This is a genomic window from Streptomyces sp. AM25 (assembly GCF_058146165.1).
The window spans coordinates 183,898-199,631 of the sequence record NZ_JBKIWN010000002.1 but is presented as its reverse complement, the minus strand read 5'-3'; the positions used below and the strand labels follow the sequence as shown (position 1 = coordinate 199,631).

Below are 15,734 nucleotides of genomic sequence, written 5' to 3'. Positions count from 1 at the left end.
AACGGTCCTGCTGCGGGGCTCAGGAGGAGGGCGTCGGCCCCTCCAGCTGCTCGCTGATCCACTGCACGGGGCCCTCCATGTTGGACAGGTACGTGGCGCCGTTGTGCGTACCGCCCGGTATCTCCCAGAGCTTGGTGTGGACGGGGCCCTTGCCGTAGGTGCTCATGAAGTCCTTGACACCCTTGATCATCGTCTTGTTCTCCTTCGTGCCGTACTGGAAGGCGATGTAGACGTCCGGTCCCTTGGTGGCCGCCAGCTGCTTGGCCAGCACCTCCGGGTTGTTCTCCTGCTTCTCCTTCTCGTGGCCCCTCCACAGCGGGGAGTCGGGCACGATGTCCGGGCCGTTGGCGACGGCGGCCTTGAACTTGTCCGGGTGCTTGAGCACGGACTTCAGGCTCGCGAAGCCGCCGGTGGAGGAGCCCATGTAGGCCCAGCCGTCACGGGACTTGATCGTGCGGAAGTTGGCCTTCATCAGGTCCGGGACGTCCTCGGTCAGCCAGGTGCCCATCTTCTGCTGGCCGGGGATGTCACTGGCGTCCCAGTAGATGCCCTTGTCGTCCGGGCCGGGGTTGAGGACCGGCATGGCGAGCAGGAACGGCTTGCTCTTGCCCTCCTGGTACCACTTCGAGATGCTCTTCTCGATCGAGAGCTCGTCCTTGCCGAACTCGCCCAGCGCCCAGTAGTTGCTGTTGTAGCCGGGACCGCCGGGCAGGGCGACCATCACGGGGAAGCCGCTCTCCTTGAACTTCGGGTCCTGCGTGTACTCCTTGGGCGCCCAGACCCACACCTTGCCCTTGAAGCCGGACTTCGGGCCGTCCAGGGTGACGAGGCTGACCTGGGTGCCGTCGCTCAGCGTCTTCTGGTTCTTGAAGTCGGCCTTGGGGCCCGTGGGCATCAGCGTCTTCGAGTCGGCCGGCTTGGCGTTCCCGCCCTTGCCGTCGCCCCCGCCGCCGGCCCGGTCGTAGCTGACGGGGTCGCCCTTGTCGCTGAACGGCGGGATCTCGTAGTGGCTCATCACCGGCCAGGCGATCAGCCCGAGCGTGGCCACGGACGCCGCCCCGATGATCCAGCCCCGGGCGCGCGACGCGCGGCGCCGTCCGGTGGACTCGTACATCCCTGCGGGTGGGTTCGTCATCTTGCTGCTCCGGCTGGTACTGCCCCAAAGGGACAAGAAGGTCAGTTCCGTCCTGTCGGACGGAGAGCCAGGGCCAAGGGTTGCATGATCACGTCGATCGGCAGGTCTTTGATACGAAACCATCACAAACGCGCCCGGCAGGCGCGCCCGGGCCTCGCGTTCTTCAGGATTCCCGCCCCGTGACCCGGTCCGCCGCGTCCCGGCCGCTCGCCACGCAGTCGGCGACGCCGACCCCGTCGTAGGCCGCCCCGCAGATCTCCAGGCCCGGCAGTCCGCCGAGCGCCCCGCGGATCCGGGCGACCCGGCCGCGGTGGCCGACGGGGTAGCGCGGCAGGCCGCCGATCCAGCGGGTGACCTGCGTGGCCACCGGCCGGGCGGCGAGCCCCGTCGCGGCCCGCAGGTCGTGCCGGGAGGCGCCGGCGAGATCGTCGTCGTCCAGGTACAGGCGCTCCTCCTCCCCGTACCGGCCGAGGGAGGTGCGCAGGACGAAGAGCTCCGGAGCACGGCCGGCGACCCAGCCCCACTTCGCGGTCAGGAAGGTGGAGGCCTTGATGGACGCGGTGGCGTCCGCGGGCGGGACGAGGAAGCCGGACCAGTCGCCGAGCGCGGCCAGCCCGGCCACGTCGCGGCGCCGGAACGCCATCGTCACCACGGCCGTCGACACGTACCCGATCTCGCACAGCTCGGCCGCCGCGGCCGGGGCCGCGGCGGCGACCAGCGTGGAGGCCGTCCAGGCGGGCGCCGCGATCACCACGGCGTCGCATACGAGGGTCCGGGCGGTGGTGCGCACTTCCCAGCCGTCGGCGGTGAGGTTCAGCGCGAGGACGGGCGTGCGCAGGAAGACCTGGCCGCCCGCGGCACGGACGGCACCGGCGACCGCGTCCGCAAGGGCCCCGGCCCCGCCGTCGAGGCCCATGACGGCGGGGCCGGCGGACCGCGGGGCGGTACCGGGCCGCCGGCGCCGGGCGGTGCGGAGGGTGCCGGCCGGGGTCAGCGCGTCCGCGAGGGCGGCCGGGTCGCCCGGCGCGCCCGTCCCGTGCCCCCGTGGCAGCGGGCGCAGGGCGTTGCCGGACCACAGGGCGACCGGGGTGGCGGCCGGGAACCGCAGCCGGTCGCCCAGCCCGACGTCCCGCGCCAGGCCGACCGCCTCCGGGCGCCCGGCGGGCAGCCCCTCCGTGCCGAAGTCGACCGGGATGCCCGCGATGTCGCCCGTGTGCAGCTTGCCGCCCAGCCGGGCGGTGGATTCGAGCACGGTGACACGCCGGCCCGTCCCGGCGAGGCGGTGGGCGGCCGCGAGGCCCGCTATGCCGCCGCCGATGACGATGACGTGGCCCGCGACGACGGGCCCGCTCATGCGCCTGCTCCTTCGAGGGCCTCCGCACGGCGGCCGGCGAGGGCCGGCATGCCGGGCAGGGGGTCGTGCCGGATGTGCTCGGCGGGCATCCCGAGTGCGGCGAGCCGGGTCGCGACGGAGCCGACGGCGGCGGGCGGGCCGCTGACGAAGGCGAAGTGTCCGCTCCAGTCGCGCTGCCGGACCACGGACTCCGCCAGCGTCTGCTCCCCGGTGGCCACGTGGACCACGCGCAGCCACGGGAGCCGCTGCGCCAGGGCGGCCACGGCTGCGGCGTCGTACTGCTCGGAGGCGTGGCGGGCGCCCAGGAAGAGGTGCACCATGCGGTGGCTGCTCCGGCGGGCGGCCAGTTCCTCCAGCAGCGCCTTGGCGGGGGCCCAGCCGGCGTCGTCCGCCACCAGCAGCAGGTCGCGCGCCGGTGCGGCGTCCAGCGTCGCCGTCCCGCTCGCGGGCCCCAGGCGCAGGGTGTCGCCGACGCGGGTGCCGGCCACCAGGGCCTCGCTGACCCCGCCGGGGCCGGCCTGCCGCACATGGAACTCCAGCTCGCCGTCCGCCCGGGGCGCGCAGGCGATGGAGTACTGCCGCCACGCCTGCGGCAGCAGCGGCGAGGCCACGGCCGCGAACTGGCCCGCCCGGTAGGGGTACCGCTCGTGCGGGCTGACGCGCAGCACCGCGAGGCCGGGGCCGCGCAGCTCGTGGCGGGTCACCGTGGCGTGCCAGGAGGGCGGTTCGCGGAGGGCCTCCTCGGCTCCCCGGTTCATGGCGCCCACGGCGAAACGCAGCATGCGCAGCCAGGCCTCCTCCATGGCGCCGGTCCACTGCGCTCCGGCCGTGCCGCGCAGCGCCTCGCACAGGGCGGCCTCGAAGGCCTGGTAGTGGGCGGGCCGCACACCGAGCTTGCGGTGGTCGCGGCCGAGGCGGGTGAACTCCGCGGCCACTTCGTCCGGCCGGTGCAGACGGCCGATCAGATAGCCGAAGATCTGCACGAGATGCCGCTTCTGGAAGTCCATCGACTCGGGGAAGAGGGAGCGCAGATAGGGCCAGTGCTCGAACAACGCGTCGTAGAGACGGGCGATCAAGTCATCGAGGGAGGTGACGAGTTCGAGGGACTGGGCGATCACCCGCTGGTCCGCCGCGCCGTCGTAGGGCAGCTCCAGCTTACGGGCGGTCCGCGCCCCCGGGGACTGGTCGGGTGTCAGCAGCTGCCGGCGCAGCCGCATTGCATCGTGCCGGGCGAGCAGGGCGTGGTACTCGGGGGTGACGGTGTCGCGTGGCACGGGGAGACTCCAGTCGGGGAGGTGGGTCCTGCCGTCCTTTCCGTGGACGGCGCGCGCCAGTATGGCACCGGGCACATGTGCCCAAGAGGCCCCGTTCTCCAGGGCCTTTCGGCCCTGTCCGGCTCCGCGGGGGTGTGCTTCTCACTCCGCCCCGGGCCGGAAGAGCGCCTCGAGGAACGGGCTGCAGAAGACCCGCGCCGGGTCGTGGCGGTCGAGGACGGCGACGGCCTCGTCCCAGCCCCCGCCCGCCCGGCGGCCCGTACCGAAGGATGCGGGCCAGGCCTCGGCGAGCACGGACCTCTCCGTCCACGGCCCGTCCGGTCCGTAGGCCCATGCCTTGGCCCACTCGGGCCGGACCGCCGCCCGGCCCGCGAAGTGGCCCAGCATCCACTGCTCCAGGTCGTGGTGGAACGTGCGGGCCCCCGGAGTGCCCGGAAACGCCGTGGTGTTGAGCCACACCACGGTGTCCCACTCGGGGTGGTCGGGCCGCGGGCAGGCCGGGGAGAGCAGCGGGGCGGCGCCGCCCGCACCGTCGACTCCCGTGATGCGCATCTCGACCGGCCCGTTGACCGGATACCGCCCGCGTGCGCGGTGGTCCGCGAGCCCCTGCTGGAGACGGGACCAGAAGCCGTGGACGACGTGCTGCACGTCGGCTCGCGCGCAGAGCACGGCCCAGCCGGTGAACACCCAGCGCGGAACGTCCGGCCGCAGGTAGAGCAGGGTGCACCGGGACGGGCCCCACAGGTCCCAGGTGGCCGTGGCGGTCAGCCCCAGCCGGATGCCCGCGCTCACGGCCTCGGTGAGCAGGGGCGTGACGGCGGCCGCTCCCCCGGTGACCCGGCGGGCCAGGTCCGACACAGGCTCCGGGATCCTGTCGTAGAAGACGTACGGGTACGGCGAGCGGATCTCCCGGGAGGCGGGCGGCCGTTGCGGTTCCTCGGTCCACACCTTCAGCCACGCCGGTGCGGTGTACGGCAGCCACACGGCCTCGACCCGCCCGGACTCCCGCAGGCTCTGCTCCAGTGTCCGCCCCCGGCCGCCGGGCGGGCCGAACAGCTCGGCGGCCGGCACGTCGAAGGTGCTGCGGCACCGCAACCGCACGTCGGCCGGGACGGTCAGGGTCGCCTCGGTGACGAACAGCCGGCCGAGGTGCACCAGCAGCGCGGCCGTCTCCGGATCGGACCGGTGGAAGGTCCGCAGCAGGTGGCGGCCGGCCGCGGCGTCCCAGACCACTGCGGTCAGCGATGCCACCGCGTCGCTCGTCGTCGCGTGCCCCGCCCCCGGCCGGGCGGGCACGCCGGTGCCGTGCCCGCCGACGGCGAGGGCGCCCGCCACGGTCATCGACCCGGTGGCGGGAGCACAGGTCAGGCCGTACCCGGCGGCTGCGAGAGCCTCGTGGACCGCGTCCATGGCCGCTCCGGCCTGGGCGGTGACCGACGCCGGATCACCGTGCCGCACCTCGACCGACGTCAGGTGCTCCGTGGCGTCGACCATGACGACCCGGTCCATGGTCTCGTCGCGGCCCGCGAGGATCGGCGACCAGGTGTGGCACCTGCCCCGGGCCCGCAGCCGCCACCGCTGCGCCCGTGCCCAGTCGGCCAGGACGGGGAGGTCGGCGGGCGAGGCGGGCAGTGCGGTCCACACCGCGTCCCGGGCGAGCTCCCCCGACCAGTTGCGGAAGGCACCCCGTACGAGGCGGATCCCCGGCGGGAACGACGGCGGTGTGCCGGGGTCCCCGGCGCGCGCCTCGGTCCGGAAGGCGAGCGTCCAGCCTGCTGCCGCCGCCGCGGCGGTGAGCACCTGGCGCCGCCCCGGAAGCGGCCGGCCGGTTCCGCTGGTCTCGTCGTGCACGGCACCCCCTCTTCCCTCTTCGCAGGGTTCAACGACCTTTCCCGGCAGGGGATTACGGGCGTTCCGCGTGCGGCCGGGTTCCGCACAACCGGTGGCGCGCCAAGGCGCCTCCCTGGCCATGACCCTCCGGTCAAGTCACCACCACGCAGCGGACGTTGTGCTCAGGAGGCAGAGGCGCCTTCCTCCACTTCCTCCGCGGGCCCGTGCTGCCGAACGACCGGCAGGGCCGGCACCGTGGCCTCGTCCGCGGCGCCCAGGCCCAGGCGCAGGCGGATGATGCGGGCGATGTCGGTGATGGTGCCCTCGCTGCGCAGCAGTTCCATCGGCGGGATGTCGACGTCGTACTGCTGCCGGAGCGAGGTGAGCACCTCGGTGGCCATGAGGGAGTCCACGCCGTAGGTGTCGATGCGGCGCCGGAGGTCGATCTGTTCCAGCGGCAGTTGTGCGACTTCGGCGAGCTTCTGGGCGAGCGAGTCGGCGATGAACTGTTCCGCCTGCTCAGGCGACATACCGGAGAGCTTGCGGAGGATGTCCTGCCGGGACGGGGTTCCCTTGGCGTCCAGGACGGGGACGAGTCCGGCGAAGCGCGGCACGGCCACGCACTCGAGGAGGCCGCCCAACGCCGCCCAGTTGTAGCGGCCGCAGCCGGCCACGTCCCGCCGGGCGGTGAGGGATTCCTCCAGTGCCTGGAACGCCTCGTGGGGCATGACCGGTTCCATGCCCAGCTGCGTCATGGTGTCCTGGAGATTGTGGCGGGCCACGTAGCCCGTCTCCCCCAGCGCTCCCCAGGCGGCCGCCAGGGCGGGCAGGCCCTCCTGGCGGCGCCTGCGGGCCAGCGCCTCCAGGTAGAGGTTGCCCGCCACGTACGGGGCCTGGGCGATGTGGCCGACCGAGGCCACGAGCGAGGAGTACACGAGGAACAGGTCGAGGGGCCGGCCCCGGGTCACGGCGTCCAGCACCGCTCCGCCGCCCAGCTTGGCGGCGAGGACGGAGCGGAACCGCTCGTCCGACAGCCGGCTCAGGAGGGCGTCGTCCAGGTGCATCGCGGAGTGGACGACGCCGCGCAGCGGGCGGCCGTCCGTCTCGGCTTCCGCGACGATGCGCTGCACGACTTCGACGTCGCAGACGTCCGCCGCGTAGACCTTGGTCTCGACTCCGCGGGCGGTCAACTCCTCGACGAGGCCCGAAGCTTCGGGGGATGCGACTCCCCGGCGGCCGGCGAGAGCGAGCCTGCGTGCTCCCCGGTCGGCCAGCCAGCGGGCCGTGGCCGCGCCGAACCCGCCGAGGCCGCCCGTCACCAGATAGGTGCCCTCAGGGTCGAACGCCGGGGCACGCAGGGTGCGTTCGACCATGAGCGGCTCGTCCAGCGGGTCGAAGGCCACCACGACCTTGCCCACGTGCCGCGAGTGCTGCACGAGGCGGAACGCGTCGGCGGCCCGCGCGACCGGGTGGACGGTGTGCAGCAACGGCCGGTAGCGGCCGCACCGGACCAGGGCGACGACCTCCGCGAACTGCCGCCGGGCCAGGTCGGGGTCGTGGAGGAGCTCGCTGAGGTCGACGCCGAAGAAGGCGATGTTCCTGGTGAACGGGCGCAGGCGCAGGGGCTTGTCCTCGTGGATGTCCCGCTTGCCCAGCTCGACGAACCGGCCGCCGGGGCGCAGTGCCTCCAGTCCGCGGGTGATGGCCTCGCCGGCCAGGGAGTTGAGGACGACGTCGACTCCCCGGCCCGCCGTGATCTGCCGGATCTCCTCGGCGAAGTCCAGGGAGCGGGAGTCGAGGACGTGCTCGACGCCGAGGGCGCGCAGCAGGCTGCGCTTGGCCTCGGTGCCGGCCGTCGCGATGACGTGGGCGCCCCGCCGACGGGCGAACTGCAGCGCGGCGAGGCCGACTCCGCCGGCTCCGCCGTGCACGAGGACGGTCTCGCCGGCCGTCAGCCGGGCCAGGTGCCCGAGGGCGTAGTGGACGGTGAGGAAGACCACCGGAAGGGTGGCGGCCTCGGCGAAGGTCATGCCGGCGGGGATCCGGCCGAGGGCGTGCTCGGTGGTGACGGTGTGGGAGGCGAACGTGCCGGGCGCCAGGCCGAAGACGCGGTCCCCCGGGGCGACGGAGGTCACGCCGGGGCCGACCGCCTCGACGGTGCCGGAACACTCCATGCCGGGGCCGGGCCGGCGGGCCAGCCGCTGGGCGCCCTCGACCGGGGGCAGTACGCCGACGGCCTGCATCACGTCCCGGTAGTTGAGCGCTGCCGCGCGCACGGCGACGACCACTTCCCCGGGCCCGGGTTCCGCGGGCGGCGGCTCGGTCTCGGTCCAGGCGAGCCGGTAACCGAGTCCCGGGTCGCGTACCTCCAGGGCGAAGGCGGGCACGTCGCGGCTGTCGGCCGAGCCCTGCGGGTTCGCGGTCACGTCGACCGTACGGGGGACGAAGCGGCCGCGGGCGGTGAGAGCGATCTCGTCCTCGTCGGACGGGTCGAGCAGCTCGCGGGCAATGCGGCGGGCGTCGCCGTCCGGGTCGTCGGCGGCGCGCTCCAGGGACAGGCGGCGCACGGTCAGCCGGAGGTGTTCGTTGGCCAGGGTGCGGGTGACGCCCCAGGCGGCGGCATCGACCGGGACGTCTGCCCGCTCGGGGGCCGGCAGGGCGCCGCTGGGTCCGGAGACCAGCCACAGGGTCGGTTGGACGCGGCCGGGCAGCCGGTCGCAGGCGACGGCGAGGGCCCTGAGCACGGCGGCGCGGCGGGTGGTGAGGTCCAGCAGCTCGTCCGGGGTACGGTCGCCGTGGGCGGGGTCCAGGATCAGGACCACGGTGACGGCGGCCGCGTCCCGCGGAATCAATTTGTCCCAGTGCTCGGGGATGTTGACGGCAGCAGACACGGAGACGACGCTGCCGCCCGCAGAGCGGAGGGCCCGGGCCACTGCGCCGGGCAGCGGCCCGCTGCCGGCGCTCTCGGCCGCGACGATCCATGCCGTCGCGTCGTCCGCGGCCGGCAGTGCCGGCTGCGGTACGGGGCGTTCGGGCGCGGCGGCCAGCAGCACGGACCCGTCGGAGCCGGCGGTGCGGCGTTCGTCGCCCGTGCGCACGACTCCGGTAAAGCCGCACTCCTTCAGCAGCCCCGGCCAGCGGCGGGCGGACAACAGCGGCGGCCCGGGGCGCAGTTCCCGGTCGGTGTGGCTCCAGAAGCTCTCCAGGGTCCCGAAGGTCATGGCCATGATCTCGGGGTCGTGCAGCTCGAACGCCATGAGCTGTCCGCCGGGAGCGAGCAGGCCGTTGACCCGCCCGAGTGCACGGACGAGATCCTTGGCCGTATGGAGGGCGTTGGCTGCCACGATCAGGTCGAACGCGCCCTCGTTCAGCCCCTGTTCGGCAGCTGCACGGTTCAGGTCGAAGGTGCGGTACTCGACGAAGTCGTAGCCGGAGAACCGCTTCTCGGCCCGGCCGAGGAACAGTGGTGAGACATCGGTGAAGACGTACCGGGTACGCTCGGGCGGCAGCAGCGGCAGGAGAGCGGCCGTCGTGCCGCCGGTACCGGCGCCGATCTCCAGAATGCGCAGTGGCCGGTCGGCGGGCCAGTGCTCGGTCATCACCGAGACGAGCGCCTGCATCAGCCGGTTGTGGAAACGGCTCCACGGTGCGGTGTCGAAGTACTGCTCCACCAGATCGGCCCCGCCGTGTGCGATGACCTCCAGCGGGTCCTTCGCCCCGTTCATCACCTCCTCCAGACTCTGCCCGCAGTGCGCCGCCAGAGCGACCTCCGTCCCGTAGGCGGGATGGTCACGTGCAATGCGCCGAGCGGCCTCCCACGCCGATGACTCGTGCGGGGTCAGCCGCCACCTGCCGTCGTCCTCCCGCTGTGCGAGAGCGTGACGTCCCAGCAGGGGCAGCATGAGTGCCCCCAGCCGACGGTGGTGGGGTTTACCGGACCCCTTGGCGAAGATGTCGTCCAGGGTGAACGGTCCTTCGGCATCGTGCAGGGCCCTGGTGACGAACTCCGCGGCCACGAGGGCCAAGGCCTCCTTGTTCCTGCACCGCACCTGGTCGTAGCGCAACGACCTCCATGATGCGCGCAGTTCGTCGATGCGGGGACCGGCCGCCGCCAGCACTGCGTCCGGGGCGGGCAGCGGGGAACGGGCCGCCGGTACGTCCGTACGCGGCTGAGCCCGCATGACGATCGTGTGGCGGGTCAGCGGCGTCCCCCGCAGGCCGGCGAAGCGCCGGAGCCTGCACCCTTCCACCTCGGCCATGACGGTGCCGTCGGCGTCGGTGACGGTGATGTCCCAGCAGACCTCCGTGTGCGTGCGGCCGCGCTCACGAAGGTGGAACAGCCCCTCGGCAGGGGGTGTCTGCCAGACGCGGACCGCATCGAAGGCACCGGGCAGATAGGCGAGTTGCCGCTTCAGCGCGTCGGCCATGAGCGGAAGCCCGGCCTGGAGTGCCCCGTCCAGCAGGGCGGGATGCACCTCGTACGCGTCCGAAGTGTCGTCGTGCCGGTATGCGACGAGGACTTCGCCGTCCCCCATGCGGAGCGTGCGCAGGGTGCGGAAGGCCGGTCCGTAGTCGAGCCCGGCGGCGGCCACCGTCGCATAGAGCTCCTGCGGGTCCGTCTCCCTACGGCATCGCTCCCGCACGGCGGCGACGTCGACCGGGGCGGGCCGCGGCCGCAGCAGCCTGCGCACCCGGCCACGGGCGTGCAGGGACGGTTCCCCGGTGCGCCCGGTGGCGCTCGTGACCGTGACCGCGCCGTCGTCCCGGGACAGGGTGAGGCAGAGGTGGACGCTTCCCGGATTCTCCCAAGGGACGGGGAGCACCCGGAGGATCTCCAGGTACTGCAGCTCCGCGGGGCCGCCCAGCACCCGGCGGCCCGCCGCCAGGGCCATCTCCGCATAGCCGGTGGCGGGCAGTACCACGGAGCCGCCGACACGGTGGCCGGCCAGCCACGGGACGAGCACCGGCTCGACGGGCCCGCGCCAGGTCGGTGCGTGGAACGGCATCCGGTCGCCCAGCAGCGGGTGGTCCACCCCGCCCTCGCGGAACGTCCCGGTCCATGCGCCCGGGGAACCGTTCCAGTGCTCCGTCCGCTGCCACGGGTAGGCGGGCAGGTCGGCGACGCGCCCGGGGACGGGGAAGTGGACGCTCCAGTCGATGCGCGCACCGGCGGCGGCCAGGGTGGCCACGGTGTGTTCCAGGGCCGCCGGGCCGTCCGTGTCCTTGGCGAGGGTGGGCACGACGGCCACGGGCGTCGAGTGCTTCTCCGTCAGGCGGCGCAGGTAGGGCCGCAGGATGGGATGGGGGCCGATCTCGACGAACACGTCGTGGCCCTTGCCCAGCAGGTACTGCACGGCGTGGGCGAAGAGCACGGGCCGGCGGACGTTGCGCCACCAGTACGCGGCGCCCAGTTCGGTGCCCTTGACGTGTGCGGCGGTGACGGTGGAGACCATCGGGACGCGGACGGGGGCGGGGGCCAGCCCGTCGAGCGCCGCCTTCAGGGGCTGCTTCACCGGGTCCATGGCCGGGCTGTGGAAGGCGTGGTCCACGTCGAGCACGGTGCAGGCGACGCCCTCGCGGACCAGGTCGTCCCTGAGCACGGCCAACTGGTCCGCGGGGCCGGAGACCGTGACGTCGCGCGGGGTGTTCACGCAGGCGATCTCCAGCCGTGGGCGGCCTTCGAGCGCCTTCTCGGCCTCCTCACTGGACAGGGACACCGCGGCCATGCGCCCCGCCCCGGCGGTGGCGGCCTGGGCCCCGCCGCGTGCGGCGATCACTTTCGCGGCCTGCTCCAGCGTCAGCGCGCCGGCCGTGTACGCGGCGGCGACCTCGCCCACGCTGTGGCCCACGACGGCGGCCGGCCGGACGCCCCGTTGCCGCAGCACCTCGACGACGGCCACCTGCACGGCGAACAGCAGCGGCTGGGCGACGGCGGTGTCGGAGAGGCGGGAGGCGAGCGCAGGGTCGGCCAGGGCCGCGGCGACCGACCAACCGGCGTGCGGGAACAGGGCCTTGTCGGCGGACTCGACGGCCTCGGCGAACACCGGGTCGGATGCCAGGAGATCGGCGCCCATGCCGGCCCACTGCGCCCCGTTGCCGGAGAAGGCGAAGACGATACGGCCGTGGGCGACGCGGTCGACGACGGCCGCGTCCTCGACGGCGCCCGTTTCGTCCTGCCGGCTCGGCTCGGTGCTCTCGTCGGGAGCTCCTGTCTCGTCCTGGCTGTTGTCCTCCGCCGCCGGTGGGTCCAACCGGTCGGCGAGCCGGGACAGTTGGCCCGCGGCATCGGCGGGGCCCGCCGCGAGCACGGCCGCGGCGTGGGCGCGCCGGCCTCGGCGCAGGGAGGCGGTGTAGGCGAGGTCGTAGAACTCCCCGGGGCCGGCGGCCTCCATGCGGCCGGCCGTGCGGCGGGCGGTCTCGGCGAGGGCCTGCCGGGAGGCCGCCGAGATCACGAGCGGCCGGGGGCCGTACGGCGCGGCCACGGCGGGAGCGGGCGGCGCGGCGGCGAGGATCACGTGGGCGTTGGTCCCGCCGAAGCCGAAGGAGTTGACGCCGACCACGGACTGCCCGCCGGCGTCCGTCGGGCGGCACTCCCCTGCCGGGGCCAGTCGGAGCGCGGCGAAGTCGACGTGGGGGTTGGGCGGTGTGGCGTGGAGGGTCGGGGGGATCGTCCCGTGCTGCAGCACGAGCAGGGCCTTCAGCAGGCCGGCGATCCCCGAAGCGGGCTCCAGATGCCCGAGGTTGGACTTGACCGAGCCGATGGGCAGGGCCCCGCGCGTGCGGCGGACGCCGAGGGCGCGGCCGATGGCCTCGCACTCGATGGGGTCGCCGACCGGGGTTCCGGTGCCGTGCGCCTCCAGATAGGCGATGTCGTCCGGATCGATGCCCGCTTGGGCGTAGACCTGCCGCAGCAGGGCCTCCTGGCTCTCCCTCCGGGGCAGGGCGAGACCGGGGGTGCGGCCGTCGCTGTTGGAGGCGCCGTCCACGATCACGGCGCGGATGCGGTCACCGTCGGCGACCGCATCCGCGAGCCTCTTCAGCAGGACCACGCCTCCGCCCTCGGCGCGCACGTACCCGTCGGCACCGGCCGAGAACGACCGGCACCGGCCGGTCGGCGACAGCATGGACGCCTGGGAGAAGCCCACGTAGTGGTAGGGGCTCAGCAGCAGGTTGACGCCGCCCACCAGGGCGGCGCGGCTCGCTCCTGCCTGCAGGGCCTGGCAGGCCTGGACGAGCGCGACCAGCGAGGAGGAACACGCGGTGTCGACGGCCAGGCTCGGGCCCCGCAGGTCCAGGAAGTGGGAGACGCGGTTCGCGGCGATCGACGAGGCGGCGCCGGACATGGTGTAGGCATTGACGCTCTCGGTCATGAGCAACTGCAGCGCGCCGTAGGAGTGGTCCGCGATGCCCACGAAGACGGCCGTGTCCGAACCGGCCAGCTCCTGCGGGGCGATGCCCGCGTCGTCGCAGGCCTCGGCCGCGAGCTCCAGCAGCAGCCGCTGCTGCGGGTCCATCTGGGCGGCTTCCTTGGGCGCGATGCCGAAGTAGTCCGCGTCGAAACCCCTGATATCGGCGAGGAATCCGCCCGCCCCCGTGTAGCTCTTGCCCGGGCGCGGCATCGAGGGGTCCACGAACCGTTGCACGTCGAAGCGGTCGGCCGGCACTTCCGTCACGAGATCCCGGCCTTCGCGCAGCGCCTGCCAGAGCGCGTCGAGATCGTCGATGCCTCCCGGCAGGCGGCACGAGGCGCCCACCACGGCAACCGACCGGTCGGTGCGGCGCGTGCTGCTTCCGTCGATGCCCATGGTCTTCAGCCCTTCCCCCGGGAGCGGCCGGTCCGCGGCACTCGGACATCCATAACCGGATATCAACCCCCGCATGTGTCAAGCGACTTGGAACATTGCAAACTCACCCGAGCGAGTGATGCGGCCTCGGGGATGTCCGGCTGTCTCGTGGGCATCCACTCCCCATGGCACCTGAGGACGTACCGGAGCTGCCCGAGGGCAGAACGGCCTGGAGGAAGGCGGCTGTTGTCGCCGTTCCGGCGCTGGCCGTGGCGGCGGCGATGGCGGTGGCCATGGCGCAGGGGGTGCTGGCCTCGTCCATGGCCGTGTCGGGCCGGGTGTTCCAGGTGTCGGCGGGGCGGCTGTCGGGCAGGGGGCTCGCCTCGTTCGTCGACGTGTCCCGGTCCGCCGACGGCAGCAGGCACGCGGGGGCACTGCTGGGCATCGGCGACGCGACGCTGTCGGACATCTGCCAGGCCGCGCAGGTGAAGACCCCTTTGGGGACGGTGGTGTTCAAGTTGACGGCCGGCGGCAGCGCGGGGAACATTTCCGCGGGCCGGCTGGTCCTCGACGCCGACGAGCTGACCGGGGACACCCGCTTCGGCGAGGTCGAGATCGGGCGGGACGCCTCCACGCTGGACCGGGTGCCCGGAACCAGGGGCGAGCCGGGGCAGTTCGGCCTCCAGGCCGCGGACGTCTCGGTGACCGGGGTGAAGTCGCAGGCCCGGTCGGCCACCGGCGGCAGCCTCCGGCTCAAGGGGCTGCGCCTCAAGGTGAGTCTGGACGGGCCTGCGTGCTTCTGACGCGCGGGCTCCGGCGCCTGCGCCGCTGGCGGCGGACGCGCCCGTTCTGGGCGGGGCTGCTGCTGATCGCCGCCGGTGCCGAGCTGGTCACCGCGCCGCTCGCGCCCTGGCGGGTGCTGTTCGGGCTGGGGCTCGGCGGCATCGCCGCGGCCGGGCTCGGATGCGCGCTGGCGGCCGCGGGCCTGTTCCTGTGGTTCCTCCCCCATTCCCGCCGGTACGTGGGCATCCATGCCGTGATCCTGTCGGTGTTCTCCTTCGCGGCCACCAACCTGGGCGGCTTCCTCGTCGGGATGCTGCTGGGGATCGCGGGAGGGGCGATGGGGTTCGCGTGGACTCCCACCGTGCAACCGGTACCGCCCCCGGCTCCCCCGAAAAACCTCCCCGGTCAGGACCCGTCGCGGGCCCTGGCGGCCGCACTGCCCGTCGTCCTGCTGACGACGATGGCCGGCCCCGCCCCGCCGCGGGCCGCACCCGCACCGGTCACAACGGCCCGCACACCGCCGACCGTGACGGCTTCGCGCTTCGCACCGCGCGGCGTCGTCCGGGCCTCGGTCGCGGAGACGCCCACCGCTTCCGGCCCCCGGAAGGTGATGGTCCTCAGGATGCCGGCGGCCTCGCTCGCCGACTTCCGGCTCCGCACCCACGACGGCGGGGACGAACTGTCCCTGGACGCGGACCGATTGCGCCTCAGCGGTGACGTCACGCTCTACCTCAGCCGCTTCCGCGGCTGCATCCAGGGAATGCTGTGCCTGTCGTTCGCCCCCGACGCACTCCCCGTCCCGCCCGTCGTGCCCCCGTTCGTGTTCATGACGGACGTGGTCGCCGAACAGGCCCTCGCCACCAGCGACACGATCACCGCCGACGGGCTGCGCCTCTCGGCACGGCGAACGGACCCCCTGCCGCCGGCGGAGGACGGGGCTCCTGGGACGATCACCCGGTGATGACGGTCATGTTGGAGACGCCCCGCCTCGTCCTGCGCCGCTTCCGTCCCGAGGACGCGACGGCGCTCGCCGCGTACCGGTCCGATCCGCTGGTCGCCCGCTACCAGGGCTGGACGGCGCCCGTGCCGTACGACGCGGCGCTCCGGGCGGTGCGCGGGTTCGCCGAGGGGTCCCCGGACCGTCCGGGCTGGTTCCAGTACGCGGTCGAACTCACCGAAGAGGGCTGCCTGGTGGGGGACGTCGGCGTCTTCCTGCACGAGAACCTGATGCAGGCGGAGATCGGCTTCACCCTCGCCACGGAGCGGCAGGGGCACGGCTATGCGGCCGAGGCGGTGGGTGCGGTGCTGGCCGACCTGTTCGAGCGGCGGGGCCTGCACCGGGTCTCCGCCGAGTGCGACGCACGCAACGTCCGCTCGGCACGCCTGCTGCAGCGGCTGGGCTTCGTGCAGGAGGGGGTCCGCCGCCGGGCCACCTGGATCAAGGGCGAGTGGACGGACGACATGCTCTTCGGCCTGCTGGCGTCGGACCGGCGGGCGCCCGGCGGCACATGACCCTGCGCCGTCGGCGGGCGCGGCGTGCGATTCCCCGGCACGGGCGACACCGCTGCCGGGCG

Annotated in this window: 8 protein-coding genes; 3 read left to right on the top strand and 5 right to left on the bottom strand. The window is 73.8% G+C overall.

The genetic code is table 11. The features are described from left to right. Positions 1 to 19 precede the first annotated feature (19 nt). From ACLHRZ_RS03090 to ACLHRZ_RS03070, 5 genes are all read right to left on the bottom strand, one after another. On the bottom strand, positions 20 to 1,135 hold the full coding sequence (locus ACLHRZ_RS03090) for an alpha/beta hydrolase (RefSeq protein ID WP_490416638.1): 1,116 nt from the start codon (positions 1,133 to 1,135) through the stop codon (positions 20 to 22). A gap of 163 nt (positions 1,136 to 1,298) precedes the next feature. Continuing rightward, on the bottom strand, positions 1,299 to 2,489 hold the full coding sequence (locus tag ACLHRZ_RS03085; protein ID WP_490416637.1) for a protoporphyrinogen/coproporphyrinogen oxidase: 1,191 nt from the start codon (positions 2,487 to 2,489) through the stop codon (positions 1,299 to 1,301). Next, positions 2,486 to 3,763, bottom strand: coding sequence for a globin domain-containing protein (locus ACLHRZ_RS03080; protein ID WP_490416636.1), 1,278 nt, complete (start codon positions 3,761 to 3,763; stop codon positions 2,486 to 2,488). The genes ACLHRZ_RS03085 and ACLHRZ_RS03080 overlap by 4 nt, the downstream gene beginning before the upstream one ends. Before the next feature lie 141 nt (positions 3,764 to 3,904). After that, complete coding sequence (locus tag ACLHRZ_RS03075; protein WP_490416635.1) at positions 3,905 to 5,614, bottom strand: cholesterol oxidase substrate-binding domain-containing protein; 1,710 nt, start codon at positions 5,612 to 5,614, stop codon at positions 3,905 to 3,907. Positions 5,615 to 5,775: 161 nt separating this feature from the next. Continuing rightward, the gene (locus ACLHRZ_RS03070; protein WP_490416634.1) at positions 5,776 to 13,398 is read right to left on the bottom strand and encodes a type I polyketide synthase; all 7,623 of its coding nucleotides are present in this window, start codon (positions 13,396 to 13,398) and stop codon (positions 5,776 to 5,778) included. 164 nt (positions 13,399 to 13,562) lie between these two features. Here ACLHRZ_RS03070 and ACLHRZ_RS03065 point away from each other — a divergent pair, with 164 nt between their 5' ends. The 3 genes from ACLHRZ_RS03065 to ACLHRZ_RS03055 are packed head-to-tail and all read left to right on the top strand — an operon-like array spanning position 13,563 to position 15,672. After that, positions 13,563 to 14,180 carry a DUF6230 family protein gene (locus ACLHRZ_RS03065; RefSeq protein ID WP_490416633.1) on the top strand — a complete coding sequence of 206 codons (618 nt, stop codon included), beginning with the start codon at positions 13,563 to 13,565 and terminating at the stop codon, positions 14,178 to 14,180. Beyond that, positions 14,171 to 15,121 carry a DUF6114 domain-containing protein gene (locus ACLHRZ_RS03060; RefSeq protein WP_490416632.1) on the top strand — a complete coding sequence of 317 codons (951 nt, stop codon included), beginning with the start codon at positions 14,171 to 14,173 and terminating at the stop codon, positions 15,119 to 15,121. The genes ACLHRZ_RS03065 and ACLHRZ_RS03060 overlap by 10 nt, the downstream gene beginning before the upstream one ends. Then, on the top strand, positions 15,121 to 15,672 hold the full coding sequence (locus ACLHRZ_RS03055; protein WP_490416631.1) for a GNAT family N-acetyltransferase: 552 nt from the start codon (positions 15,121 to 15,123) through the stop codon (positions 15,670 to 15,672). Before ACLHRZ_RS03060 ends, ACLHRZ_RS03055 begins: the two co-directional genes overlap by 1 nt. The last annotated feature ends 62 nt before the right edge of the window (positions 15,673 to 15,734 follow it).